Consider the following 23,640-nt stretch of genomic DNA (forward strand, 5'->3'; position numbering starts at 1 on the left):
CCAAGTTCCGGGATCAGTCGAATTTGCGCGAGGGGGCCAGAACCATGGCCTCGCCAACCAGCACCTTCTTGCCGTCAACGGCACAGTGACAGTCCAGCTTGACCCGGCGCTTTGAGATATCGATATCGACTACCTTGACCTCGGCATAGACCATGTCGCCGGGGCGGACGGGGGCCAGGAATTTCAGGGTCTGGCCCATGTAAACGGTGCCGTGGCCGGGCAACTGCTCGCCGATCACCGCCGAGATCAGTCCGGCGGTCAGCATGCCATGCGCAATACGGCCTTCAAAGATCGTGTCCCGGGCATAGTCGTCGTCCAGATGCACCGGATTGCGGTCGGTCGAAACCTGGGCGAACATCTCGATATCCTCGTCCGTCACCACTTTGCGCAGGTGACGGGTCATGCCCATTTCGATGTCCTCGATGCAGATGGTTCCGCGCGGAAGATTGTCCAACATGTCGCCCTCTCAATGCCATGGTCGGGCAACAAAACGTTACTTCCGACCGGTGATGAGCAACTTTATTACTTCGCAGTCGCAGAAAATCAACCCCTAATTCCGCTAGCGCAAACGTCCGATTGAATAGGTCGGTTCCATTTTTTCCCTTTTTATATAGTCCATTAGAGATTCATGATGAGGGTGGACCGATGTTTTTGTCTCGGATGCAGCCAGACCGCCCGTGATGAACAGGGAATCGATGCCTTCACCCATTGCGCCGGCGATGTCGGTGGCGGGGCCGTCACCGATAGCAAGAATGTCGGAATCGGGGATATCGGTACCCAGCGCCGCCAGCCTGCGGCGGGCCAGATCATAGATTGGCGGGTGAGGTTTTCCGAAATAGAGGCTCTCGCCGCCCATCTCGGTGTAAAGCCGCGCCAAAGCGCCCGCGCACCATTCGCGCACCTCGCCCCGGTCGACGACGATATCGGGGTTGGCGCAGAGCAACTTGAGCCCCTTCTGCTTGGCAAAAAGGAAATCGGGGCGGTTCACGTCCGGATCTGCCATGGGATCGAACGGGCCGCAGCAGACGATGCCTTCGGCCTCGTCCAGCGGGACCCGGTCGATGTGAATGGGATGGTCCAACAGCTTCAGCGGCTCAAAAAACCCCTCGTCGCGCTGCCATTCCCCCATGAAATAGACCTTGTGACCGACCGCCCCCAGAAACATTGCCGACCGCGCCGAGTCGCCGCTGGTGGCGATGGTGTCATAGCAATCGTCCGGCACGTTGAAATGCCCCAACTGCACCGCGACACCGGCCCGGGGTTTTGGCGAGTTGGTCACCAGAACCACCTTGCCGCCCGCCGCGCGGAAATCCTTCAGCGCCGTGACTGCTTCGGGAAAGGCAGTGATGCCATTGTGAACACAACCCCACAGATCGACGAACAGAGCCTTGTACCGGTCGGAAATTTCGGAAAGCGAATGAATGATCTGTGTCATGGGGCCTTGATGTCCTGTGCGTTTATGGCGGTTATGCCCCAACTGACGGGCATTGACCATGCTGCTTGTCTGGGCGTCGGGAACGTTGTCGGAATTGCCCAACATCCGCCCTGGTCCGGTCGAACGGCGGTCCGGGATCGGGTTGAGGGTATTACGCCGGAAAAAAAGACGCCGAGCGGCGTCTTTTACGGGTTTGGCATGGTCCGGGCAATGCTTGGTCAAGCTGTCGAATTGACCGGATTTCCGTAGCCTCTATTGGACACGAACAGCGGTTCCGGTTCCAACTCGGGTGCCCCAGCTGAAGGGTGTGACCTTCACACCGGTAATCTTGGTATCGACAACGGTATCCGCACCAATCTTTGCCGCTTCCTCGCGCAGCTTCTGTTCCACATGCTCAACGGTCGGCTCCGGATGGAAGGCCGTTGTCTTGTTGACCGAAACTTTTAGATCCGAGATCTTTGTCTGTGTGGCCGGGTCAAAAGCGGCGCTGGTCAGATGGACTTCGCCCGGGGTGATCGCGGCGACGGCGGCCTCAGGCGGATTGTTGTCGATATTGCTTGTTTCCCAAGTTGCACATGCGGCCAGCGGCACCATCAGAAAGCCGGTGAGAATGATATTCTTTAGCACGAATTACGCCTTTCAATTTCCAATTATGCGTGTGCGGACCGTTTTGCACACATGCCATCTTTTTGCAATGATCTGAACAAGTTGAGCTGACAAATCCTGGCTTCTCCGGCGACAATAACTAACGCGCCGGAATTGCAGTCTATCGATAAAACAACCGAGAATGTTCGCAAAAGGCGAAGAAGAAAGGCGCCCGGTCGGGCGCCTTTCGCGCAGCGATGCGATGGGATCAGACCTTGAGATTCGGAATGATCTGCTTTTTGCGGCTCATGATGCCGGGCAGAACAACGGCGTCGCCATCGACAGTGGCGCCAAAGCTTTTCTCGGCCACGCCCTTGACCAGATCGTTGGGCACCAGCAGCGTCGCCTCTTCGTTCAGGATGTCCACCACGAACAGCAGCACCTGATCGACGCCATCTTCCTTGGCGACCTCGACCATCGAGTCGGTCAGGCTGGCCTTGCGGTCCAGCACCACGCCCGGCGCGGTGGTTTCCAGAACCGAGACGCGGAACTTGGTTCCGTCAACCTCGTATTCTTTGCTGTCCATGCGGATCAGTTCGGCATCCGAGAACGACGATACGTCCGACTTGGCCGCGAACATTTCAGCGGCATAGGCCGGGATGTCGAGTCCCAGATCGACGGCCAGTTTCTCGGCCACTGCCCTGTCGTGGTCGGTGGTGGTGGGCGAGCGGAACTCCAGCGTGTCGGACAGGATGCAGGTCAGCGCCGCACCCTTGATCGCCTCGGGCATCTTGTCGGCATCGTCGCCCATCAGGTCGATCATGATGGTGGCGGTGCAGGCCAGCGGGCGCACGGTGATGTCGATCGGACCCTTGGTTTCCAGACCGCCGACCAGCTTGTGGTGATCGACGATGGCGCGGATGTCGGCACCGTTGATGTTGGCGGGCAACTCGGCGGGGTTGTTGGTGTCAACGATCACGACTGGCGCGCCATCTTCGACATCGGCGATGATGGCCGGTTTGTCGAGGTTCCAGCGCTGCAGCATGAACGCGGCCTCGGTGTTGGGCTCGCCCAGCAGAACCGGGGTTGCGGCGACGCCCTTGACCTCGTTCAGGTACCAGGCCCAGACGATGGGCGAACCGGTCGAGTCGGTGTCGGGGGATTTGTGGCCAAATACTTGGGTGGTCATGTCAGCGTCCTGCGAATTGGAAATTTGCGCGCCTTATAGGGCGGTCACATCGGCTTGTCACCCGGCAGAACGCGGCATGCGACGGTTGGTCTGATCCGGCGCTCAGATGTCAGAATTCGGCGCGCTGCAGATCATAGCCGGCCTGTTCGAGCTGGTGAAGCAACCCCTCTTCTCCGGCGAGGTGGCCGGCACCTACGGCGATGACTGCGGTCTGGCCCTGAATGCCCAGGATATGGGTCAGCCAGTTCCGGTTGCGCTGCACGACAAGCTGGTCCTCGAAGGTTGCCCATTCCTTGTCGAATTCGTCCTGTGCAATCTCGGACGTCTCTTGCCCCAGCAGGCGCGCGACCAGCAGAATCTCGGCGTGCCGTTCCTCCATATACGCATTGGCCATCGTGACCATGTGGTCGTCCCCGGCCTCGAACGCGTCGGCCATCCGGACGATGGATTGCGCCTGTTCCTCGATCGGGTGGCTTTCGAAAATCGCGATCAGGTCGCTGACCTGTTCCAGCGAGTGCTGCGGGATGTCATGCGCCTCGGCCAGTTCGGTCAGCCGCTGATCCATGCCCCGGTCGGCGCCGGGGGTTTTGACGATGCAGGGCGGGATACCCAGCATCATGCTCAGAAACCACGGCTTCATCTTGGCCGCCATCCAGCTTGCAATGCCGCGTTCCGCCAGACGGTTGGATAGCGCGGCCCAGCTTTCGTCGTCCAACAGGTCGATCAGGGTCGGCCCCGAGGTGATCAGGACCGGGCTGAAATCGGTGGCCAGCCCCTGTTCGAACGCCTCCATGTCGGTTTTCTTGACCTCGAACCAGAACGCATCGGCCTGCGACAGTGCGGGGGTCAGCCGATCGACGATCGCGTCCATCCGCGGGTCGCTGGTGTGCAACGTTCCGACCAGATGCAGGGTCGTTCCATCCTTGCGCGCGATCCAGTGGTTGCCCTCGGCAAAAGGAATTTCCGCCAGCTCGGCATCCAGCGCGGCACGGTCCCCGGCGGTCAGGTCCAGCCGCAGATCACGCCCTTCGCATGCGGCAAAAGCCGTCGCCGGCAACAGGCAGGAAATTACAAATGCAAGCAGCAGACGCATGAAATCATCCATTGTTGAAATTCAGAATTCGGCGCGGGTCAGGGTATATCCGTTGTTCTGGAGCAGGTTCAAAACCCCTTGTTGTCCGGCAAGATGCCCCGCCCCGACGGCGACCACAACCGTCTTTCCCCTGGCGTTCAGGATCACCGGCAGCCATGCCCGGTTGCGGCCGGCCAGAATCCGTCGGTCATATTGCTGCAACAGGCGCGTGACTTCGCGGCGCGGGATGTCGATGTCGCGGTACAGCGTCCATTTCTGGATCAGCATGGCCTCGGCCAGCCGTTCGTCGAAATAGGCGTTGCCCAGCGTGACGACCTGATCGTCATAGTTGAGCGAGCTTTTGATATCCAGCTCCAACAGGCGCAACTGGTCGCGCACCGGCTGATCCGACAGCGCGCGCATACCGTCGCCCACCCGTTCGAGCGATGCGACGCGGACACCGCTGCGAAGGGCCATGCGTTCGATCCGTTCATCCAGCCCGGCATAGGCGGCGATGCCGCGCCCGCCACAGCCCGAGCGCGACAGGGTCAGCGAAATGTACCATGGCTGCAGCCGGGCCAGCACCTTGGGGTCCAGACCCTCGGGCAGCATCCGCAGCTTCAGCATGCTCCAGTCCTCAGCCGACATCATGTCTGCCAGCGTCGGGCCGCGCGGAATGAGCAGGAGGCCGGGATTGCTTTGCAGCACGTCATCGAGCTGTCTTATCTCGGCGGTCGTTACCTCCAGCAGCACCACGTCGGCCGACCGGATGACCGGACGCAGGTTGCGCATGACCCGCCGCATGCGGCTGTCGCCGTTGTGCTGCGTGCCGATCACGTGAATGCGTCGCTCGCCCCGCGTGGCAACCCAGTGGTTGCCATAGGCAAAGGGAACCTTGCGGATTTCCTGTTGCAGACGCTGCTCATATGTCGGGGTCAGACGATCCCGCAGGTCGCTTCCGGTGCACCGCGCCTGCGCCACGGATGCCGAGAGCATCAGCATCAGGGCAAAAAGGGCGCGAATCATGATGTCTCTCCGGGTGCGGTCGGTTGGGTCCATTGTGGCCCGTGGTCGCAAGGGGCCGCAAATGCAAATTGTGCAACGCGCCGGTTTGGGGCAAGCATGTGACATGGAGCGCGAGCAGGATCTCTATTCCCCGATCAAGGCCTTGCTGGAACGGCAGGGTTACGAGGTGAAGGGCGAGGTTGGCGCCGCCGACGTCGTTGCCTGCCGCGCGGGTGAACCGCCGGTGATCGTCGAGCTGAAACTGCGGTTTTCCCTGTCGCTGTTCCATCAGGCTGTCGCCCGGCTCAGGCTGTCCGAACAGGTTTACGTGGCGGTCGTCCGGCCCAGCGGGAGAACCGCGCGGCGCGCCCTGCGGGACAACCTGAACCTGTGCCGCCGTCTGGGGCTGGGCCTGATCACCGTCCGTCCCGACGGCCGGGCAGAGGTGCATTGCGACCCCGGCCCCTACGCCCCTCGCAAGTCTGCCAAACGCACCGCAGGGCTATTGCGCGAGTTCGACCGGCTGCAGGGCGATCCCAACTCGGGCGGTGCGACCCGTCACGGCATCGTCACGGCCTATCGCCAGGACGCGCTGCGCTGTGCCGCGCATCTGGCCGAGAACGGCGCCGCCAAGGGGGCCGACGTTGCCAGGGCAACCGGGGTCGCCCCGGCGACGCGGATCATGCGCGACAATCACTATGGCTGGTTCGAGAAGGTTGCGACCGGTGTCTACCGCCTGACCGAAGCGGGCCGGGAGGGCCTCCGGCACTGGGCCTATAGTTGGGAGCAAGACAGCTGACCGGCAGCGCAGGCCGGTCTGCAATTTTGGGGCCATGTTGTGAAAAGGCGTTGGTCGGCTTTGAGCCCATTTCTACCGATGCTGCATTTGGTACCAACGTCAGCATTGGCGATCTAAGATTACTGAGGCGCGCGACGTTACTCATCGGTTTTTAGACATGAGTTGCAACGACCATGTCGAAACGTTGTAGCTGGGGGCTGAGTCGCCAGCAAAAAAAGAAGTGGTCAATTCACCTGAGTGGAAACAGCACCGGGATGATGTCTACTTGCGGCTGCGACGCGATGCCATATGCAGCAGGGATACCTTTGAAAATGTCTGTTTCACGAAAGGCCGCCATCGCTTCCTTGCTTTCCCAGATGTAGATGCCGCCATAGGAATTGGGCTCATCAAGTTCGAGGTAGTATTTTTGAACCAGTCCCGGCATCGCCTCGAATAACGGTCGGCGTTCGTTTGCGGCGGCTAGAACGTCTTCACGGGCGAGCGAGCTTTCGAAGCGGACGAATTGAACGACATATCCCAGATTGTCCAGCGGGTAGGCTTCTTGCGCCACCGACGAAGCGGCGGCCACGGATGCGACGACGGCTGCTGCGGGGGCGGTTTTTTTCGAAAGCGTGGTCATATTACTTCTCCTGTGTGAACCGACAATCGTATATTGCTCAAACAGGAAATTTCGATCTCGACCTCACGCGCCAAATTTTTGACAGCGCAGCAACCCGTTGATATCTCTTGCTGATGCAGGAACATCGAAATACGACGGCGACTGTCCGCGCTGTCTTGAAGGCTGCCGAGGAAGTCGGCATTTCCTCCGAGACATTGTTGGATCAGGCTGGCATTCCATCCGACGTGGCCCACGACCCGGATGGCGAAGTGACGTTGGACGTCATGAAAGCTTTTTGGGAGATCGCCTATCGCGAAACCCGCAATCCCTATCTTGCGATGGACGCCGGTATTCGCGCGGTGCACGGTTCATACAAGACGATAGATTATCTGCTGCTGGCCGCCTCAACCCCCGGCGAAGGACTGGCCCGGTTTGTTGAGCATTTCCGGCTCATCAACACATGGCTCAATTTCGAGATTGGTGAAGACGATTTCGGGCATCACTTAGCGCTTAAGCCCATGATCGGGCCTGTGCCTTTTCCCGCTGTTGAGATCACTTTCACCGTGGTCACAGAGCGATTTCGACGGATGCTCGGTCCTGACTGGACACCCCGGAAAGTTGAATTTCTTCATGCACCAGCTGGCGACCCGGCCTTTTATCGCGGATATTTTCGAAGCGAGGTCAGCTTCTCCGGCGAGACAGCGCGGCTTTCTATCCGGGAGCAAGACTGGAACCGTCCACTCGCAACCGGCGATCAGGGTCTGTTTGAGGTGCTTTCGGACCACGCGTCACACCTCAATTCGATGCGTCCGCACCCCGATGATCTGGTAACGCAGGCGCAACAAGAAATCATGCGTGTATTGGGGGATGGAGAACCAGATATCAGCGCTATCGCCCAAGCGCTTGCGGTCAGCACTCGTACATTGCAAAGGCGTCTTGAGGAACGCGATATGACATTCACCCGGCTTGTCGATGAGGTGCGCGAAAATCAGGCTCGGAACCTTGTCTCGTCCGGAAGCATGTCTCTAACCGAGATCGCTTTTTTCCTTGGTTATTCTGACCAAAGCGCGCTGACACGAGCATTTAAGCGCTGGACCGGCCAGACTCCAAAAAAATTCAGATCGGACCATGCGTAGCTGAGGATATTCAAACTCTGAAAGTGAAAAGCGGACATCGATTTGAATTGGTTGATCGGAAGTTTCGTCCCGCACAACGAACCAAAACGGTTTGGCGACGCGGTCTCTTCTGAACGTGGCTGGCACAGGCGCTTTGGGGCCTAAGCCCCAGGCGACTGTCGTGAGATGAAGTCTGCCACCAGGTTCACGATCAGCGGCGACAGGGCGGGGGTGATGATGTGCCCCATGCCGTTGATGGCATGCAACTCGCTGCCGGGAATGCAGGCGGCCACTTCCTCGCCCAATTCCAGGGGAACCAGTTCGTCGTGGGTGCCGTGGATGACGAGACAGGGCAGGGCGACCGCTTGCAGCGCGGTGCGCCGGTCGCATGCGTTGGCGATGGCCAGAACCTGGCGATTCATGCCCTGATCGTCGACACCGCGGGCATAGGCGCGGGCGGCCATGGCGCGAATGTCGTCCTCGGCCATGGGATAGCCGGGGCTGCCCCACAGGCGATGCTCGTCGACCTGATCGTTAAGATACTGCTCCAGCGTGCGGGGCCGCACCAGCAGTTTTTCCGCCAGCGCCAGCATCGCCGCCCCATCACGGCCTGCGCGTTCGGCGAAAGGGCGGCAGGTCGTCATGACCATTGTGGCGCTCAGCAAACGGTCGGGGTGGTCGATGCACAGCCGCTGCAGGATCGCGCCGCCCATCGAAATGCCGAACACATGCGCGCGGGCAATGCCAAGCGCGCCCATCAGGCCGACGACATCCGCCGCCATGTCGGTGATCCCAAAGGGTTTGGGCAGATCGCCGCCTTGCCGCAGCAGATCCAGAATCGCATCTGCTTCGCCCGGAGCTTCGGGCGCCGGACAGCGCTGGGACAGCCCGACATCGCGGTTGTCGAACAGAATCGTGCGAAAGCCCGCGTCGGCAAACCCTCCGATCAGCTCGTCCGGCCAATGAACCAGCTGGCTGCCCTGGCCACGGATCAGGACCAGTGGCGTGCCATCGCCGGGGCCGCATTGTTCGACTTCCAGTGCGATACCATTCGCTTTGATCTGCATTTCGTCCCCCGTCGGCCATATCTCTGCGATCTGCTCTTGAGGCACGGCCATTCCCACCCTATGTGCGGTTGGCCCGAAGTCAAACCCGGAGCCGACGGCGCCTGTGTTCGCCATGTCGAAAAAAATTCATCCAGCTTGTTGACAGCCGGTTTTTTCCTGCCTAGCTATTCGTCGTTAGCACTCGACGACTATGAGTGATAACGCTCCCGCCATTGAGGCGGGGGGAGGAAAAACAACCTTTGAGCCCAAGGAGCTGCAAAGATGGCATTGAAACCGCTTCATGACCGTGTGCTGGTTCGCCGCGTGGAAAGCGAAGAGAAAACCGCAGGCGGACTGATCATCCCCGACAGTGCAAAAGAAAAGCCCAGCGAAGGCGAAGTCGTCGCGACCGGCGAAGGCGCGCGCAAGGACAGCGGCGAACTGATCGCAATGGCTGTCAAAGCCGGTGACAAGATCCTGTTCGGCAAATGGTCGGGCACCGAGGTCAATGTCGGTGGCGAAGAGCTGCTGATGATGAAGGAAAGCGACATCATGGGGATCATCGAGTAAGGCGCCCGCCTCTCTGATCTTTCAACGCTTCAACACGTATTTATCTCTCAAGGAGAAAGAACATGGCTGCTAAGGACGTCAAGTTTACGACCGATGCCCGCAACAAGATGCTCAAGGGTGTCAACATTCTGGCTGACGCCGTGAAAGTGACCCTGGGCCCCAAAGGCCGCAACGTGGTGCTGGACAAGTCGTTCGGCGCACCGCGCATCACCAAGGACGGTGTTTCGGTTGCCAAGGAAATCGAACTGGAAGACAAGTTCGAAAACATGGGCGCGCAGATGGTGAAAGAAGTCGCCCAGCGCACCAATGACGAAGCCGGCGACGGCACCACCACCGCAACCGTTCTGGCCCAGGCCATCGTCAAGGAAGGCCTCAAGCAGGTTGCTGCCGGTCTGAACCCGATGGACCTCAAGCGCGGCATCGACCTGGCGACCCACAAGGTTGTCGAAGGCATCAAGGCTGCTGCCCGTGACGTCACCGACTCGGACGAAGTCGCTCAGGTCGGCACCATCTCGGCCAACGGCGAAGCCGAAATCGGCCGCCAGATCGCTGACGCGATGCAGAAGGTCGGCAACGAAGGTGTCATCACCGTCGAGGAAAACAAAGGTCTGGAAACCGAGACCGATGTCGTCGAAGGCATGCAGTTTGATCGCGGCTATCTGTCGCCCTACTTCGTGACCAACGCCGACAAGATGGTCGCCGAGCTGGAAGACTGCATGATCCTGCTGCACGAGAAGAAGCTCTCGTCGCTGCAGCCGATGGTTCCGCTGCTCGAGCAGGTGATCCAGTCGCAGAAACCGCTGCTGATCATCGCCGAGGACGTCGAAGGCGAAGCGCTGGCGACCCTGGTGGTCAACAAGCTGCGCGGCGGCCTGAAAATCGCAGCCGTCAAGGCACCGGGCTTCGGCGATCGCCGCAAGGCCATGCTGCAGGACATCGCGATCCTGACCGGTGGCCAGGTGATCTCGGAAGATCTGGGCATGAAGCTCGAGTCCGTGACCATGGACATGCTGGGCACCGCCAAGAAAATCTCGATCTCCAAGGACGAGACCACCATCGTTGACGGCGCTGGCGAGAAGGCCGAGATCGAAGCACGCGTTGCACAGATCCGCACCCAGATCGAGGAAACCACCTCTGACTACGACCGCGAAAAGCTGCAGGAACGTGTTGCCAAACTGGCAGGCGGCGTTGCCGTGATCCGCGTCGGCGGCATGACCGAAGTCGAAGTGAAAGAGCGCAAGGACCGTGTGGACGATGCTCTGAACGCAACCCGCGCGGCCGTTCAGGAAGGCGTTGTCGTGGGCGGCGGTGTCGCTCTGGTTCAGGCCGGCAAGGTTCTGATCGATCTGGAAGGTGCGAACCCCGACCAGACCGCAGGCATCAACATCGTGCGCAAGGCCATCGAAGCGCCGCTGCGCCAGATCGCCGAGAACGCAGGCGTCGACGGCGCCGTGGTTGCAGGCAAGGTGCGCGAGTCGAACGACCCGGCCTTCGGCTTCAACGCGCAGACCGAGGAATATGGCGACATGTTCTCGTTCGGCGTGATCGACCCGGCCAAGGTTGTCCGGACCGCTCTGGAAGACGCCGCATCGGTTGCCGGTCTGCTGATCACCACCGAAGCGATGGTGGCCGACAAGCCGCAGAAAGACGCACCGGCAGGTGGCGGCATGCCCGACATGGGCGGCATGGGCGGCATGATGTAAGCCGGATTTCCGCAAGGAAATTCCGCTTGGGAAGACAGGCGATTGGCCCTAAGGCCAATCTGCCCGGAACCCGGCCAGATGTTTCGGGGTCGCCCTTTGGGCGGCCCCGGTTTCGTTCAAAGGCCCGCTATGCGGGCCTGCCTTCGGCGAGGGTATTTGGGACCAGAAAGAAGCGGCACTTGCGCGAAGGTCATCGGATCGGATCCCGGCCTGAGCGTTGCGCCGCGAAAAGCGGCCGAGCGTTTGGTATTCCGGTATCAGGAGAATATCTGGAGAAAACGCCGATCCATCCCGGGGCGTTCGATACCGAACCGGCAGAAAAGTGAGTATTCAAACGGGCGCGAACGCGCTATGCGGTTGAGATGAAGCTGTTTCTCCTGACCGCTCTGACCATGGTCGCGTTTGCCGCGAACTCGATCCTCAACCGCATGGCCATCGACATCGGCGCCAGCGAGCCGGGCGGATTTGCCGTGGTCCGGGTGCTGGCAGGGGCGGTCACGCTGGCGGTTCTGGTGCATCTGAAGGGCGGCGGGCTGCCCTTGCTCTCGCGCCGGCGGATTGTCGGGGCGGGGTCGCTGTCGCTCTACATGATCGGGTTTTCGACCGCCTATCTGACGCTGGATGCCGGGGTCGGAGCGCTGATCCTGTTCGGGGTGGTGCAGATCACCATGTTTGCCGCCACCACCATTTCCGGCACGCCGCCCACGGCGCGGCAGCTGGCCGGCGCGGGCATCGCCTTTGGCGGGCTGGCCTATATCCTGTGGCCAACGGGCGCGGTTCGGGTCGACCCCGGCGGGGCGGCCCTGATGATCGCCGCAGGCGTGGGCTGGGGGGCTTATTCACTGGCCGGGCGCAGCGAGCCGGATGCGCTGGCCGGGACAGGCGCCAATTTCATCATCGCCCTGCCGGTGACGGCCCTCGCCATTCTCGCGCTGGGCGGGGGCTGGGGCATGGCCCTGCCGGGGTATCTGTTGGCGATCCTGTCGGGGGCGGTGACATCCGGGCTGGGTTATGCGTTGTGGTACCGCGTCCTGCCCGGTCTGGCCGCGCCGGTCGCCGCCACCGCACAGCTGAGCGTGCCGGTGATCGCGATACTCGCGGGCGTTCTGCTGCTGGGCGAGACGCTCAGCTGGAAGCTGACCGCCGGCACGGCGCTGGTTCTGGGCGGGATTGCGCTGGCGGTAACCCGGCGTCGCGCGGGCTGAGGCTTTTCCTGCACGCCAAATAGGCTTATCTGGCTGACATGAGGTATCTGCTGCTCCTGTTCCTGTTACTGCTCTGGCCCGCGGCCCTGCGCGCCGATTGCGTCGTGCTGCTGCACGGGCTGGCACGGACCGAGACGTCGTTTGCGGTGATGGAACAGCTCTTGCTGCATCGCGGTTACGATGTGGTACGCCCGGGATACCCCTCGACCGATCTGCCAATTCCCGAGCTGGCCAACCAGACCCTGCCTACGGCAATGGCCGAATGCGGCGACCAGACAACCCATTTCGTGGCGCATTCGATGGGTGGCATCCTGATCCGGTATTGGCTGAAGGATCACATGCCGGAAAACCTTGGCCGCGTCGTCATGCTTGGGCCGCCCAACCAGGGCAGCGAGTTGGTGGACGAACTTGGCGACTGGGAAGTGTTCGGCCTGCTGAACGGCCCCGCCGGTCTGGCACTGGGAACCGGGCCGGACAGCGTGCCCCGCCAGCTGCCGCCGGTGAATTTCGACCTGGGCGTGATCGCGGGCAGAAACTCGCTGAACCCGCTGTTTTCTTCGTTGATCGAAGGACCCGACGACGGCAAGGTCTCGATCGACAGTACCAGGGTTCAGGGTATGGCCGATCATATCGTGCTGCCGGTCACCCATACCTTCATGATGAACAATCCCCGCGTGGTGGCGCAGGTGCTGCATTTCATCGAATTCGGGCGCTTCGGTCCCGAGATTTCGTGGTCCGAGGCTGTGGCCAAGGTGATCGACGACATCTGCGTCGGGCAGGATTGCACCCAGCCCAGGTCGGAGTCGACGCAATGACGGCACTGGATCTGCGGTTACAGGGCGCGCGGGTGCTGCTGCCCGATGAAGGATTGACCGAGGCAGAGCTTGGCATCGCCCAGGGTGTGATCTGCAATGACCCGGTCGGGCGATGTGTTGACCTGTCGGGATACATGATCCTGCCCGGGATCGTCGATCTGCACGGTGACGGGTTCGAACGCCACCTGGCGCCGCGCCGGGGCGCAATGAAACAGACGAACGAAGGCGTGCTTGCCGCCGAGGCCGAACTTGCGGCAAACGGGATCACCACCGCCGTTCTGGCCCAGTTCTACAGTTGGGAGGGCGGGCTGCGCGGGCCGGATTTCGCCGCCCAGGTATTCCGCGCCATCATGCAGGTCCGCGGCGAGGTTGTGACCTGCCTGATCCCGCAATTGCGGTTCGAAACCCATTTGCTGGACGATCATCCCACACTGCCCGACTACGTGGCCGACTGGAACATCCCTTATGTTGTCTTCAACGACCACCTGCCGCATGATCGGCTGGCGCAGGGGCGCAAGCCGCCGCGCCTGACCGGGCAGGCGCTGAAGGCCGGGCGCAGTCCCGAGGCCCATCTGGAACTGATGCAGGGCCTGCATGCGCGCCGCGACGAAGTTCCCGCCGCGCTGGAAACACTTTGCGCCCGCCTGGCGGGGCAGGGGGTGCGGATGGGCAGCCACGACGATGCCACCGCCGAGGGCCGCGGGCAATGGCGTGACCGGGGCGCAAGCATCGCCGAATTTCCGGAAACCCGCGAGGCCGCCGAGGCCGCCAAATCCGCCGGGGACCATGTGATCATGGGCGCGCCCAACGTGGTGCGGGGAGGCTCGCATAACGGCAATGCCAGCGCCGTAGAACTGATTGCGATGGGGCTGTGCGACGCGCTGGCCTCGGATTATCACTATCCCAGCCCGCGCCGCGCGGCGTTGATGCTGGTGGCGACAGGCGTGCTGGATTTCGCCGCTGCCTGGTCGCTGGTCTCGGACGGTCCGGCGCGGGTGTTGGGCCTGGATGACCGGGGCGCTCTGGCACCCGGAAAACGCGCCGATCTGGTTATCCTGGATGCCACCACGCGCCGCGTCGCCGCCACCCTGTCAGGCGGGCGCGTCAGCTATATGTCCGGTGATATTGCTGCACGGTTCCTGCGGTAGGCGAACCGCCATTTCTTCATCTTGAAAAATGCTCCCGCACCCCTCAGCGGGTGATCCGGTTGAAATGGCCCATCTTGCGCCCGGCCTTGACCTCGGCCTTGCCATAAAGGTGGATCGCCACGTCGCGCTCGCGGGCCAGATCCGACACCCGGTCCATATCCGCGCCGATCAGGTTCTCCATCACCACGTCCGAGTGGCGCTGGCCGTCGCCCAGTGGCCAGCCCGCGACGGCGCGGACATGCTGCTCGAACTGGTCCACCGCACAGCCGTTCTGGGTCCAGTGGCCCGAATTGTGCACGCGCGGGGCGATTTCGTTGACGATCAGACCCTGCGGCGTCACGAACAACTCGACCCCCATGACGCCGACGTAATCCAGCGCGTTCAGGATGTTGGCGGCCAGCAGCACCGCATCGGTGCGTTGCGCCGGTGACAGGCGCGCAGGCACCGTGGTGGTGTGCAGGATGCCGTCGCGATGCACGTTCTCGCCCGGATCGAAACAGGCAACCTGGCCATCCAGCCCGCGCGCGGCGATGACCGACACTTCATGGCTGAACTCCACGAACCCTTCCAGGATTGAGGGCGCGCCGGCCATGTCCGCCAGCGCGGCCTCGGCATCCTCGGGCGCACGCAGCCGGGCCTGCCCCTTGCCGTCATAGCCGAAGCGGCGGGTTTTCAGAATGGCCGGTGTACCAATTTCGGCAATCGCCGCCTGCAGATCGTCCAGATCGGCGACATCGGCAAAGGGTGCGGTCAGCAGGCCCAGATCACGCAGAAAGGATTTCTCGATCAGGCGGTCCTGACTGACACGCAGCGCCTCGCGACCGGGACGGATCGGGCGGTGCGCCTCCAGCAGATCCAGCGCTTCGGTCGGGATGTTCTCGAACTCATAGGTGATGACATCGACACTGTCGGCAAACGCCTGCAGCGCCTCCGCGTCATCATAAGGCGCGGTTGTCACCCGGTCGGCCACCTGCCCCGCGGGCGGGTTCTGACCCGGCTCGAAAATATGGGTGGTAAAGCCCAGACGCGCCGCAGCAACCGACAGCATCCGGCCCAACTGACCACCGCCCAGAATTCCGATCGTCGCACCGGGGGCGAGCATTTCCGTCATCGTCAGGTCTCCAGCCGTTTTCCAATCGCGGTCAGCGCAGACCGCAAAGCTTCATGTGCTCCGCCCGATGTCAGTGCATCCGTCATCTGCAGGCTCAAAGTGCCATCAGTTGCCAGGGCATCGCGTTCTTCCGCCAGACGCCCCGCCTTGCCCTTGTCCATCGTCGACAGAAACCCCGACACAAGTTGCGTCGTATAAAACTCCGCCGCATCCGCATCGCCGGTTTCCCGGGCCAGCCACCCTGCACCGGTTGCCATAAGGTCCAGAATTCCCGGAACCATGGCGCAGATTGCGAAATGTGCGTTCAGCGCGACCTCGTCAGCCACTTTCACCACCGGGTTTTCCGGCTCGAACAATTGTGCCAGCAGGTGGTCATTGCCGAACGCGGCCAGCGGGCAACCTCCGGTCTGCAGGAATCCCAGCGGAATGGTCTGCACGAAATCCGAGGCCGGGGCGCACAGTCTGGCCAGTTGCCCGGCCGGCACCGCCGCCATGACCGAGACAACCTGCTGATCGGCCCGAAAGCTGAGCGGCGCAAGAACCTCCGCCGCCAGATGCGGGCGCAGGCACAGGAATACGATATCGGACCGGTCGATGACGCCTTGAGGCGTATCCACGTCGACCCCAAGCTCTTGCGCCAGCTGTGCGGAAACCGACGCGCTGCGTTCCGTCACCGCGATATGATGCCCCCTGGCGGCCAGAAACCGCACCATGGGCGCCGCGATATGGCCGGTGCCGATGAAACCGATCCGGCTCATCCCTGCGGTTCTTCCGGGATCGAGGCCGAAAGCGCCGCGCGCCAGTCATCCAGCCGTTTGGCCAGGGCGTCATCCTGCAACGCCAGAATGCCTGCCGCCATCAGCCCGGCATTGGCTCCGCCCGCAGACCCGATCGCCATGGTCGCCACCGGAAAGCCCCTGGGCATCTGCACGATGGAATAAAGCGAGTCGACGCCCGACAGCGCACGGGTCTGAACCGGAACGCCGATCACCGGCACCCGCGTTTTCGACGCCATCATGCCCGGCAGATGCGCCGCCCCGCCCGCGCCTGCGATAATCACCTGCAACCCGCGCTCCACCGCGGTCTTGCCATACTCCCACAAGCGATCCGGGGTGCGGTGCGCCGAGACGATCCTGGCCTCATAAGCCACACCCAACTCGTCCAGAATGTCGGCGGCTTCCTTCATCGTGGGCCAATCCGACTGGCTGCCCATGATGATCCCTACTTTGATGTCGCCCATGCACCCGGCCCCCATCTGTGGAAAGAGCGCGCACTATAGCCAAATCCGCCTATGTGGCAATGCGCCAAGACAGCCATTTTCATAGAGAATTTCCCGCTGGACACTTCGGATGGGTACGATCAGAACGACGCGTCACCTGGTCCGGGCATGGCGTCGTGCCCAATGCGTCCGATCCGGCATTCCGTTCAACGGGGAAAAGTTCAGGCGATGATGTCAGGCGTCAGGCGGTCTTCGATCATCGCAATGATGTCCTTCAGGCGAAGTTTCTGCTTTTTCAACCGCTTGATCGTAAGCTGATCGGCTGTTCCCTTGGCTTCCAGCGCTTCGATGGCTTCATCCAGATCGCGGTGCTGGCGGCGAAAGACCTCCAGTTCCACCTTCAGCACGTCGTCGGATTTCATCGACAGGTCCGTTGGCGCATTCATATGGCGACTCAATTCTTTTTGTTCTGCTTGGTACACACAATAGTGCGTAACAGGGAATCCGCCTAGACCTTGTGGACATCCCGGTTTCTTCCCATATTCTAGACAGAGCGGTTGCCAGAACGGGACCGCCCGAACCGTCGCTTTGATGAACAAGGACGAAACAACGTGTCGAAACTTACACTTGGCTCCTATCCGCACCTGTTGGGGTTCGAGCAGTTGGAACGCCTTCTGGAACGCTCGGCCAAGGCCGGCAACGAAGGATATCCGCCCTACAACATCGAACAGACCTCGGATCATTCCTATCGGATCACGCTGGCCGTGGCCGGGTTTGCCGAAGAGGATCTGTCAATCACCATCGAGGATCGCCAACTGGTGATCCGGGGACGGCAACGCGACGACAGCGAGGGGCGCGTGTTCCTGCACCGTGGCATCGCCGCACGTCAGTTCCAGCGCATGTTCGTGCTGGCAGACGGTGTCGAGGTCGGTGAGGCGGTGATGGAAAACGGGCTGCTGCATATCGATCTGACCCGCGCCATTCCCGAAGCGGTGGTGCAGACGATCAACATCAGGAAAGGGTAAGCCATGCACACACCATTCGATTTCAAGGACAAGGACAGCCGGATCGTTTATGTCAAGGCCGTCGACGTGGCCGATCTGCCGGAAGAAGTCCGTATTCAGGCCGGTGATCTCGATCACCTCTATGCGGTTCATGACGCGAACGGTCAGCAACTGGCCCTGGTCGCCAACCGCAAGCTGGCCTTCGTACTGGCCCGCCAGAACGATCTGACGCCGGTGACGGTGCACTAAGACAACGGTCGGCCACGATTTGACGTGACATTCGCCGCCCGGACGGCGAAACATACGGACCGGCCGGGCCCGTACTCCCGCCGAGAATACTGACACAGCGAGAGAGCGGATATGAGTTGGTTCGATTTCGACTGGGTGGACGCCTTTACCGACCTGCCCTTTGGCGGCAACGGATGTGCCGTTGTCCATGGCGGCGCAGGACTGTCCCCGGAAACCTCACAAGCCTTCGTGCGCGAAACCTCTCTGGTCGAGTGCACTTTTACCGGCCCGTCCGAAATTGCAGATATCCGCGTGCGCTATTTCCTGGCCAGCCGCGAAATCCCCTTTGCCGGACATCCCACCATTGCAACCGTCGCGGCCCTGCGGTCTCGCGGGATGATTTCGGGCGATGATCTGACACTTGAAACCGGTGCGGGAATTGTGTCGATCCGACTGACCGATGACGAGATCGAGATGACGCAGGTCGCACCGAAATTCGGCGCGATTATCCCGGCTGAACTCGTGGCCGAAGGGATTGGATTGAACCCCGAGGCGATTGTCTCGCCGCCTCAGATCGTGTCCACCGGCCTGCCGTTCTGCATCACGGTGCTGCGCGACCATCAGGCGTTGCGGGCGGCAAGGCTGAACATCGACGCCCTGCGCCGCATGGCAGAAAGCCAGGGTTATTCCGGCACCGACATGATGGAGCCGTTTCTGGTCACCCTGCAGGGCGCGACCGGGCAGGGTGATACGTTTTCCCGTCTTCTGATGGCGCCGCCCAGCCCGCCCGAAGACCCGTTCACCGGCTCTGCCACCGGCGCGATGGCGGCCTATCTGTGGAAATACGGGCTGATGCCCAAGGACAGTTTCGTCGCCGAGCAGGGCCATGACATAGGCCGTCCCGGTCGCGCCACCGTCACCCGGGTCGGAGAACCGGACCGGATGACGGGGATCAAGGTGGCCGGATCGGGTTTTGTGCTGATGCGCGGGCAGGTCGATCTGCCCGAAGGTGAGATGTGATGCCAGAGCCTGCGATCGCGCTGTTGCCCTACGGCAATCGGCTTGGCCCCGATCTGGCGGCGCTGCCGCTGTCCGACCTGATCTGGCCGCTGGGATGCCCCGGGCGCCTGACCGGCGCCCGTGTGGGCGATCTGGCCCCGAGCGATCACCTGATCATGTATCCAAATACGATGGCCCATTTCCGGCTGCGCCGGGGAACACGGGCGCAGATCTCGTTGATGATGGGAGAACCGAGTGCGATCCACGCCAAGCACGACCGCCTGCTGCGGTTCACCTGGCGGCGGTTCTTCCGGGTCTTTACCTTTCACGAAATCCTACTGAACAGCATCCCCAACGCTGCCTTCGTGCCTTATGGCTCGACCATGGTGTCCGACTGGCCGGACCTGAACCCTCTGAAAACCAAATCCTGTTCCCTGATCGCCTCGGCCAAGCGGGACCTGATCGGTCACCAGCTTCGCCACGAGATGATCGACTGGGTCCGCGAAACGGGGCAGGACGTGGATATCATGGGGCGCGGCTACATGCCGTTCGAGCGCAAGTCGGACGGGCTGGCGCCCTATCGGTTTTCGATCGTGATCGAGAACGTACGCGAGACCAACTATGTCTCGGAAAAACTGATCGACGCGATCCTGTGCGATACCGTGCCGATCTATTGGGGCTGTCCCAATATCGAGAGGTTCCTGGACCCGGCAGGCATGATCCTGTGCAAAAGCGCCGACGATATCCGGCAAGCAGTCGAAGCTCTGACTGTGGACGATTACGCGCCCAGATTGCCACTGCTTCAGGCAATCAAGCCCAAAGCGGCGGAACTGGGGGATTTCGAAGGCCGGGTGGCGCGGGCGCTGCGCGATCAGCTCTGATCCTGGCCAACCGTCGCCAAAATGTGCGCCTCCGGCACGCTCCTGCTTCTTTCTGGTTTTCAATACCCCGGGGTGAATTGCCCGAAGGGCAAGAGGAGCAGCGCCCTTTCGTAATTCCGACATCCGCAAAAGAATACGGCCCCGCAAAGGGGGCCGTCTTGCAAGTCTGTTGCGAGGTCAGTGCCCGGCGATCAGGCCCATGCTTTCCAGTTTCAACAAAACCTGGTGTGCACAGTTGTCGACATCCACATTTTCGGTTTCGACCCGCAATTCGGGATTTTCCGGCACGTCATAGGGGTCCGAAATTCCGGTGAATTCCTTGATCTTGCCTTCGCGCGCCAGCTTGTAGAGGCCCTTGCGGTCGCGGCGTTCGCATTCTTCGATCGAGGTCGAGACATGGACTTCGCAGAAGGCGCCAAAGGCTTCGATATCTTCACGCACGGCACGGCGGGTCGTCGCATAGGGCGCGATGGGCGCGCAAATGGCGATGCCGCCGTTCTTGGTGATTTCCGAGGCGACATAGCCGATGCGGCGGATGTTGAGATCGCGGTGTTCTTTCGAGAAGCCAAGTTCCGAGCTGAGGTTCTTGCGCACGATATCGCCGTCAAGCAATGTCACCGGACGCCCCCCCATTTCCATCAACTTGACCATGAGCGCGTTGGCGATGGTGGATTTGCCGGATCCCGAAAAACCGGTGAAGAACACCGTGAAGCCCTGCTGCGAGCGCGGTGGCCGGGTCTTGCGCAGCTCGGCAACGACTTCGGGGAAGGAAAACCACTCCGGAATTTCCAGACCTTCCTGCAGGCGGCGGCGCAACTCGGTGCCCGAGATGTTCAGGATGGTGACATTGTCCTTGTCCTTGATCTCGTCATTGGGCTCGTACTGGGCGCGTTCCTGCACATAGACCATGTGTTTGAAATCGACCATCTCGATGCCGATCTCGTCCTGGTATTTGCGAAACAGGTCCTGCGCGTCATAGGGCCCATAGAAATCCTCACCGGCCGAGTTCTTGCCCGGGCCTGCGTGATCGCGGCCGACGATGAAATGGGTGCAGCCGTGATTCTTGCGGATCAGGCCGTGCCAGACCGCCTCGCGCGGGCCGGCCATGCGCATGGCAAGGTTCAGCAGGCTCATCGAGGTGGTCGAGGCCGGATATTTGTCCAGCACCGCCTCATAACAGCGCACGCGGGTGAAGTGATCGACATCGCCGGGTTTGGTCAGCCCGACGACCGGGTGGATCAGCAGGTTGGCCTGCGCTTCCTTGGCGGCGCGGAAGGTCAGTTCCTGATGCGCGCGGTGCAGCGGGTTGCGTGTCTGGAAGGCGACGATACGGCGCCAGCCCACCTTGCGGAAATAGGCCCGCAACTCGTTCGGCGTGTCGCGACGGGCCTTGAAATCATAGTGCACGGGCGGCTGAATGCCGGTGATCGGCCCGCCCAGATAGACCTTTCCGGCCACGTTGTGCAGATAGTTCACCGCCGGGTGTGCGCTGTCGTCGGCGCCGAAAACCTTGGCAGCCTCGTTCGCCTTGTCGGGCGTCCAGCGGTCTGTCACGGTCATGGTCGCCAGGATGACACCTTCCTGATCGCGCAGGGCGATGTCCTGACCCAGTTCGATCTTGTCGGCAAAGTCCTCTTTCACGTCCAGCGTGATGGGCATCGGCCAAAGGGTGCCGTCGGCCAGACGCATGTTCTCGACCACGCCATTGTAGTCTTCTTCCGACAAAAAACCCTTGAGCGGGTTGAAACCGCCATTCATCAGCAGCTCCAGATCGCAGATCTGGCGCGGGCTCAGATCCCAGCTGGTCAGGTCGGCGGCTTCGACTTTCAGCTTCTGGGCGGATTCGTAGGAAACGTACAGTTCGGGAATCGGGGCTAGGTTGCTCAACATCGTCATTTCAATACTCGTGTCACCAGGGTGGGAATTTGCATTTTCCAGCAGTTTCGAGCGGCATTTGCCCGGTTGCACGGGCGGAGTCCAGACGGTCGGCCGCAACAAAGGACGAAGTGTGTCGTTTTTCCGCCAATCAGAACGTCTTTTGCCGGCATTTGTCGATCTGTGGGAAGATTTTCGTCCAGGTGACGGATTGCGGCCCTCAAAAGGGTCATTGTTCCGGAAGCCCCAGCATCGAGGCCAATTCCGAGGCCGATTCAACTGCCAGGGCGGCAAGGGGTTCCGGAACGCCCCGCAACCTGAATTCCTGAAGTGCGAGGGGCGCCACCGCGATGCCCGCGGCCGTCAATACGTTGGCCGAGATCAGCAGCTCGGCGCCCAGCGCCTTGGTCTCGCCTTCCAGACGGCTGGCGGCATTGACGGTGTCACCGATGATGGTGCGGGGCGCATGCCCGGCCGCCCCGATCTCGCCCAGCACGAGGGTGCCGATATGCAGCCCCATCCCGATCCGGATTTCCGGCGCGTCTTCCTGTGCCAGCCGCTGATTGAACTCCTGCAGGGCGCGGCTGACGCCGATTGCCGCCTGAATACCGGCCCGCGCCGAACTGGCGGCGTCACGGGTGTCGAACACCGCCAACAGCCCGTCGCCAAGGTATTTGTCCACCACACCGCCCGCTTTCGTGATTGCGGGCACGATGGCGTCAAAGAACCGGTTCAGCAGGAAAACAACGTCATATGGCAACTGCCCCGTGGTACGGGCGGTAAACCCACGCATATCCAGAAACAACACTGCCAGTTGCCGTTCCTGCCCCTGACTGGCATGCGCGCGGTTGCGCCCACCTTCGGGCCGAAAGACGCGGAATACCGTCGCCGGGTCCATCGGGCGGATCTGGCAGGCCAGCCGCATACCGGGCGGGGCATCGATGGCGGCAAGGCTGCGCGCCTCGACCGTGCCCGGCGGATGCAGCAGGTCGGCGCCTTCCTCGACGATGACCCGGCAGGTGGTGCAGCGCCCCTTGCCGCCGCACAGGGCGGTATGCGGCACCGCGTTGGCAAGCGACATCTCCAGCAGGGTCATGCCTTTTTCCGAGCGGATTTCCGGGCCGTCCACGTATTGAATTCGCACCGAATGTCTGCGTCGCCACATCTTGCGACCCAGATGAAAGGCCAGCGCCGCCGCCAGTGCCGCCCAGAACGCCATAAGGGCGTTATCCTTGACGCTGAACATCGCCTCGAAGGCTTCGGGGCTGGGCCAGTTATAGTGTTCGATATACTGCTCGCGCAGGAACTCATCGGAAAAATCGGCCCAGATCCGCCGCCCTTCGGTCAGCAACCCGGCCAGTGCAAAACAGGGGACAAACACCGCCAATCCGATCAGATAGGGCACCATCCCCGACCACCAGCGGGTCAGCCGCAACCACATGTGCAGGCCGATGCAGCCATGCACCCAGACGATGAGCAGCAGCAGGCTCTGCATCCAGATGGCCGGACCAGGCCACATCAGCGCGATGATATAGCCCATCTCGTCATTGACGTCATAGATTTCATGGGCATAGCGCGTCTGCACAAGATGCGAGATCAGCTGTAGCGGAATCAGTAGGCCAAGAACAATCTGCAGGGCCGAACTGAACGGCATGCGCAATGTCCTGCGCCGCGCAACCGAAACCAGCGCCAGACCGGCATGGATCAGCAGTGCCGCATATAGAACGATGCTCACAAGACCGTGCCGCGACACCATTGTCCGACCGTCCTGCATGTCGTGCAGATAGTCGGTATGGAACAGGCCCAGACCGATGTTGAAAAAATGGAAAAAGGCAAAGGTGAGCAGGATCAGCCCGGTTACGATCCTGAGCCGTGTCGTCCAGTTGCCTCGCCAGAGAACACTTGCCACTTGCGCCTCCGGTTTGCTTTTCGCGCCAGGGTCAACATTGTGAGGCGCAGACCGGGATGGTCAAGCCCCACTCTCGCGATTGTCACCGGGCCAGCCCGTGCCGGGGTTTGCCCGGGGCACCGCCGGGGA

At 61.6% G+C, this 23,640-nt stretch carries 25 protein-coding genes; 11 read left to right on the forward strand and 14 right to left on the reverse strand.

Going from position 1 to position 23,640, the window contains the following annotated elements; translation table 11 throughout:
* Window positions 1–13: 13 nt before the first annotated feature.
* The 6 genes from AC2FNB_RS00280 to AC2FNB_RS00305 form a co-directional block, all read right to left on the reverse strand.
* Entirely contained in the window at window positions 14–457 is a 444-nt protein-coding gene (locus AC2FNB_RS00280) for a MaoC family dehydratase (protein ID WP_480749532.1), read from the reverse strand.
* A gap of 102 nt (window positions 458–559) precedes the next feature.
* Entirely contained in the window at window positions 560–1,435 is an 876-nt protein-coding gene (locus AC2FNB_RS00285; RefSeq protein ID WP_496743731.1) for a TIGR01459 family HAD-type hydrolase, read from the reverse strand.
* A 252-nt stretch (window positions 1,436–1,687) separates the two neighbouring features.
* The gene (locus AC2FNB_RS00290) at window positions 1,688–2,062 is read right to left on the reverse strand and encodes a hypothetical protein (RefSeq protein ID WP_480749530.1); all 375 of its coding nucleotides are present in this window, start codon (window positions 2,060–2,062) and stop codon (window positions 1,688–1,690) included.
* Between the two features lie 226 nt (window positions 2,063–2,288).
* Window positions 2,289–3,209: a manganese-dependent inorganic pyrophosphatase gene (locus AC2FNB_RS00295; protein ID WP_480749529.1), complete on the reverse strand. Its 921-nt coding sequence runs from the start codon at window positions 3,207–3,209 to the stop codon at window positions 2,289–2,291.
* Window positions 3,210–3,318: 109 nt separating this feature from the next.
* Entirely contained in the window at window positions 3,319–4,302 is a 984-nt protein-coding gene (locus AC2FNB_RS00300; RefSeq protein ID WP_496743734.1) for a TraB/GumN family protein, read from the reverse strand.
* 21 nt (window positions 4,303–4,323) lie between these two features.
* Window positions 4,324–5,307 carry a TraB/GumN family protein gene (locus AC2FNB_RS00305; RefSeq protein WP_496743736.1) on the reverse strand — a complete coding sequence of 328 codons (984 nt, stop codon included), beginning with the start codon at window positions 5,305–5,307 and terminating at the stop codon, window positions 4,324–4,326.
* A 103-nt stretch (window positions 5,308–5,410) separates the two neighbouring features.
* Between AC2FNB_RS00305 and AC2FNB_RS00310 the strand changes: the two genes are divergently transcribed.
* Window positions 5,411–6,085: a DUF2161 domain-containing phosphodiesterase gene (locus AC2FNB_RS00310; RefSeq protein ID WP_496743793.1), complete on the forward strand. Its 675-nt coding sequence runs from the start codon at window positions 5,411–5,413 to the stop codon at window positions 6,083–6,085.
* Between the two features lie 229 nt (window positions 6,086–6,314).
* On the opposite strand, the gene AC2FNB_RS00315 is transcribed toward AC2FNB_RS00310, so the two are convergent.
* Window positions 6,315–6,704 carry an antibiotic biosynthesis monooxygenase gene (locus tag AC2FNB_RS00315; RefSeq protein ID WP_496743738.1) on the reverse strand — a complete coding sequence of 130 codons (390 nt, stop codon included), beginning with the start codon at window positions 6,702–6,704 and terminating at the stop codon, window positions 6,315–6,317.
* Between the two features lie 113 nt (window positions 6,705–6,817).
* Between AC2FNB_RS00315 and AC2FNB_RS00320 the strand changes: the two genes are divergently transcribed.
* Window positions 6,818–7,819 (forward strand): AraC family transcriptional regulator, encoded by a 1,002-nt coding sequence (locus AC2FNB_RS00320; RefSeq protein ID WP_496743740.1) that lies wholly within the window; start codon window positions 6,818–6,820, stop codon window positions 7,817–7,819.
* Window positions 7,820–7,959: 140 nt separating this feature from the next.
* Here the strand turns inward: AC2FNB_RS00320 and AC2FNB_RS00325 are convergent, their stop codons facing one another.
* Entirely contained in the window at window positions 7,960–8,865 is a 906-nt protein-coding gene (locus AC2FNB_RS00325; protein ID WP_496743742.1) for an alpha/beta fold hydrolase, read from the reverse strand.
* 261 nt (window positions 8,866–9,126) lie between these two features.
* Here AC2FNB_RS00325 and AC2FNB_RS00330 point away from each other — a divergent pair, with 261 nt between their 5' ends.
* The 5 genes from AC2FNB_RS00330 (at window position 9,127) to AC2FNB_RS00350 (ending at window position 14,285) form a co-directional block, all read left to right on the forward strand.
* The gene (locus AC2FNB_RS00330; RefSeq protein WP_170614752.1) at window positions 9,127–9,414 is read left to right on the forward strand and encodes a co-chaperone GroES; all 288 of its coding nucleotides are present in this window, start codon (window positions 9,127–9,129) and stop codon (window positions 9,412–9,414) included.
* A 62-nt stretch (window positions 9,415–9,476) separates the two neighbouring features.
* Window positions 9,477–11,117: a chaperonin GroEL gene (gene groL / locus AC2FNB_RS00335; RefSeq protein WP_496743744.1), complete on the forward strand. Its 1,641-nt coding sequence runs from the start codon at window positions 9,477–9,479 to the stop codon at window positions 11,115–11,117.
* Window positions 11,118–11,479: 362 nt separating this feature from the next.
* Window positions 11,480–12,322 carry a DMT family transporter gene (locus AC2FNB_RS00340; RefSeq protein ID WP_496743746.1) on the forward strand — a complete coding sequence of 281 codons (843 nt, stop codon included), beginning with the start codon at window positions 11,480–11,482 and terminating at the stop codon, window positions 12,320–12,322.
* A 38-nt stretch (window positions 12,323–12,360) separates the two neighbouring features.
* Window positions 12,361–13,137 carry an alpha/beta fold hydrolase gene (locus tag AC2FNB_RS00345; protein ID WP_496743748.1) on the forward strand — a complete coding sequence of 259 codons (777 nt, stop codon included), beginning with the start codon at window positions 12,361–12,363 and terminating at the stop codon, window positions 13,135–13,137.
* Window positions 13,134–14,285: an alpha-D-ribose 1-methylphosphonate 5-triphosphate diphosphatase gene (locus AC2FNB_RS00350; protein WP_496743750.1), complete on the forward strand. Its 1,152-nt coding sequence runs from the start codon at window positions 13,134–13,136 to the stop codon at window positions 14,283–14,285. The genes AC2FNB_RS00345 and AC2FNB_RS00350 overlap by 4 nt, the downstream gene beginning before the upstream one ends.
* Window positions 14,286–14,328: 43 nt before the next feature.
* On the opposite strand, the gene AC2FNB_RS00355 is transcribed toward AC2FNB_RS00350, so the two are convergent.
* The 4 genes from AC2FNB_RS00355 to AC2FNB_RS00370 all read right to left on the reverse strand — a co-directional run bounded on the left by AC2FNB_RS00355 (window position 14,329) and on the right by AC2FNB_RS00370 (window position 17,061).
* Window positions 14,329–15,396, reverse strand: coding sequence for a 5-(carboxyamino)imidazole ribonucleotide synthase (locus AC2FNB_RS00355; protein WP_496743752.1), 1,068 nt, complete (start codon window positions 15,394–15,396; stop codon window positions 14,329–14,331).
* Between the two features lie 2 nt (window positions 15,397–15,398).
* Window positions 15,399–16,154, reverse strand: a complete 756-nt coding sequence (locus AC2FNB_RS00360; RefSeq protein ID WP_480749516.1) for an NAD(P)-binding domain-containing protein — start codon at window positions 16,152–16,154, stop codon at window positions 15,399–15,401.
* Window positions 16,151–16,636: a 5-(carboxyamino)imidazole ribonucleotide mutase gene (purE, locus tag AC2FNB_RS00365; protein WP_496743754.1), complete on the reverse strand. Its 486-nt coding sequence runs from the start codon at window positions 16,634–16,636 to the stop codon at window positions 16,151–16,153. The genes AC2FNB_RS00360 and purE overlap by 4 nt, the downstream gene beginning before the upstream one ends.
* A 200-nt stretch (window positions 16,637–16,836) precedes the next feature.
* Window positions 16,837–17,061 (reverse strand): YdcH family protein, encoded by a 225-nt coding sequence (locus AC2FNB_RS00370; RefSeq protein ID WP_480749514.1) that lies wholly within the window; start codon window positions 17,059–17,061, stop codon window positions 16,837–16,839.
* Between the two features lie 165 nt (window positions 17,062–17,226).
* On the opposite strand from AC2FNB_RS00370, the gene AC2FNB_RS00375 reads away from it, so the two are divergent.
* From AC2FNB_RS00375 to AC2FNB_RS00390, 4 genes are all read left to right on the forward strand, one after another.
* Window positions 17,227–17,640: an Hsp20 family protein gene (locus tag AC2FNB_RS00375; RefSeq protein ID WP_480749513.1), complete on the forward strand. Its 414-nt coding sequence runs from the start codon at window positions 17,227–17,229 to the stop codon at window positions 17,638–17,640.
* 3 nt (window positions 17,641–17,643) lie between these two features.
* Entirely contained in the window at window positions 17,644–17,868 is a 225-nt protein-coding gene (locus AC2FNB_RS00380) for a DUF1150 family protein (RefSeq protein WP_480749512.1), read from the forward strand.
* A 111-nt stretch (window positions 17,869–17,979) separates the two neighbouring features.
* Entirely contained in the window at window positions 17,980–18,867 is an 888-nt protein-coding gene (locus AC2FNB_RS00385) for a PhzF family phenazine biosynthesis protein (protein ID WP_496743756.1), read from the forward strand.
* Window positions 18,867–19,727 carry a glycosyltransferase family 10 domain-containing protein gene (locus AC2FNB_RS00390; protein ID WP_496743757.1) on the forward strand — a complete coding sequence of 287 codons (861 nt, stop codon included), beginning with the start codon at window positions 18,867–18,869 and terminating at the stop codon, window positions 19,725–19,727. Before AC2FNB_RS00385 ends, AC2FNB_RS00390 begins: the two co-directional genes overlap by 1 nt.
* Before the next feature lie 177 nt (window positions 19,728–19,904).
* Here AC2FNB_RS00390 and AC2FNB_RS00395 read toward each other — a convergent pair whose 3' ends face one another.
* Both AC2FNB_RS00395 and AC2FNB_RS00400 read right to left on the reverse strand, forming a co-directional pair.
* Complete coding sequence (locus tag AC2FNB_RS00395; protein WP_480749509.1) at window positions 19,905–21,623, reverse strand: bifunctional sulfate adenylyltransferase/adenylylsulfate kinase; 1,719 nt, start codon at window positions 21,621–21,623, stop codon at window positions 19,905–19,907.
* A 208-nt stretch (window positions 21,624–21,831) separates the two neighbouring features.
* Entirely contained in the window at window positions 21,832–23,511 is a 1,680-nt protein-coding gene (locus AC2FNB_RS00400; protein ID WP_496743758.1) for an adenylate/guanylate cyclase domain-containing protein, read from the reverse strand.
* Between the last annotated feature and the right edge of the window lie 129 nt (window positions 23,512–23,640).

The sequence above is a fragment of the Ruegeria sp. BHSB058 genome (assembly GCF_059613285.1).

What these genes read in the sequence shown, in the direction of transcription:
- AC2FNB_RS00280 (WP_480749532.1), bottom strand. Translation starts at nt 457, where the DNA reads ATGTTGGACAATCTTCCGCGCGGAACCATCTGCATCGAGGACATCGAA.
- AC2FNB_RS00285 (WP_496743731.1), bottom strand. Translation starts at nt 1,435, where the DNA reads ATGACACAGATCATTCATTCGCTTTCCGAAATTTCCGACCGGTACAAG.
- AC2FNB_RS00295 (WP_480749529.1), bottom strand. Translation starts at nt 3,209, where the DNA reads ATGACCACCCAAGTATTTGGCCACAAATCCCCCGACACCGACTCGACC.
- AC2FNB_RS00300 (WP_496743734.1), bottom strand. Translation starts at nt 4,302, where the DNA reads ATGCGTCTGCTGCTTGCATTTGTAATTTCCTGCCTGTTGCCGGCGACG.
- AC2FNB_RS00305 (WP_496743736.1), bottom strand. Translation starts at nt 5,307, where the DNA reads ATGATTCGCGCCCTTTTTGCCCTGATGCTGATGCTCTCGGCATCCGTG.
- AC2FNB_RS00310 (WP_496743793.1), top strand. Translation starts at nt 5,411, where the DNA reads ATGGAGCGCGAGCAGGATCTCTATTCCCCGATCAAGGCCTTGCTGGAA.
- AC2FNB_RS00315 (WP_496743738.1), bottom strand. Translation starts at nt 6,704, where the DNA reads ATGACCACGCTTTCGAAAAAAACCGCCCCCGCAGCAGCCGTCGTCGCA.
- AC2FNB_RS00320 (WP_496743740.1), top strand. Translation starts at nt 6,818, where the DNA reads ATGCAGGAACATCGAAATACGACGGCGACTGTCCGCGCTGTCTTGAAG.
- AC2FNB_RS00325 (WP_496743742.1), bottom strand. Translation starts at nt 8,865, where the DNA reads ATGCAGATCAAAGCGAATGGTATCGCACTGGAAGTCGAACAATGCGGC.
- AC2FNB_RS00330 (WP_170614752.1), top strand. Translation starts at nt 9,127, where the DNA reads ATGGCATTGAAACCGCTTCATGACCGTGTGCTGGTTCGCCGCGTGGAA.
- groL (WP_496743744.1), top strand. Translation starts at nt 9,477, where the DNA reads ATGGCTGCTAAGGACGTCAAGTTTACGACCGATGCCCGCAACAAGATG.
- AC2FNB_RS00340 (WP_496743746.1), top strand. Translation starts at nt 11,480, where the DNA reads ATGAAGCTGTTTCTCCTGACCGCTCTGACCATGGTCGCGTTTGCCGCG.
- AC2FNB_RS00345 (WP_496743748.1), top strand. Translation starts at nt 12,361, where the DNA reads ATGAGGTATCTGCTGCTCCTGTTCCTGTTACTGCTCTGGCCCGCGGCC.
- AC2FNB_RS00350 (WP_496743750.1), top strand. Translation starts at nt 13,134, where the DNA reads ATGACGGCACTGGATCTGCGGTTACAGGGCGCGCGGGTGCTGCTGCCC.
- AC2FNB_RS00355 (WP_496743752.1), bottom strand. Translation starts at nt 15,396, where the DNA reads ATGACGGAAATGCTCGCCCCCGGTGCGACGATCGGAATTCTGGGCGGT.
- AC2FNB_RS00360 (WP_480749516.1), bottom strand. Translation starts at nt 16,154, where the DNA reads ATGAGCCGGATCGGTTTCATCGGCACCGGCCATATCGCGGCGCCCATG.
- purE (WP_496743754.1), bottom strand. Translation starts at nt 16,636, where the DNA reads ATGGGCGACATCAAAGTAGGGATCATCATGGGCAGCCAGTCGGATTGG.
- AC2FNB_RS00370 (WP_480749514.1), bottom strand. Translation starts at nt 17,061, where the DNA reads ATGAATGCGCCAACGGACCTGTCGATGAAATCCGACGACGTGCTGAAG.
- AC2FNB_RS00380 (WP_480749512.1), top strand. Translation starts at nt 17,644, where the DNA reads ATGCACACACCATTCGATTTCAAGGACAAGGACAGCCGGATCGTTTAT.
- AC2FNB_RS00385 (WP_496743756.1), top strand. Translation starts at nt 17,980, where the DNA reads ATGAGTTGGTTCGATTTCGACTGGGTGGACGCCTTTACCGACCTGCCC.
- AC2FNB_RS00390 (WP_496743757.1), top strand. Translation starts at nt 18,867, where the DNA reads ATGCCAGAGCCTGCGATCGCGCTGTTGCCCTACGGCAATCGGCTTGGC.
- AC2FNB_RS00395 (WP_480749509.1), bottom strand. Translation starts at nt 21,623, where the DNA reads ATGACGATGTTGAGCAACCTAGCCCCGATTCCCGAACTGTACGTTTCC.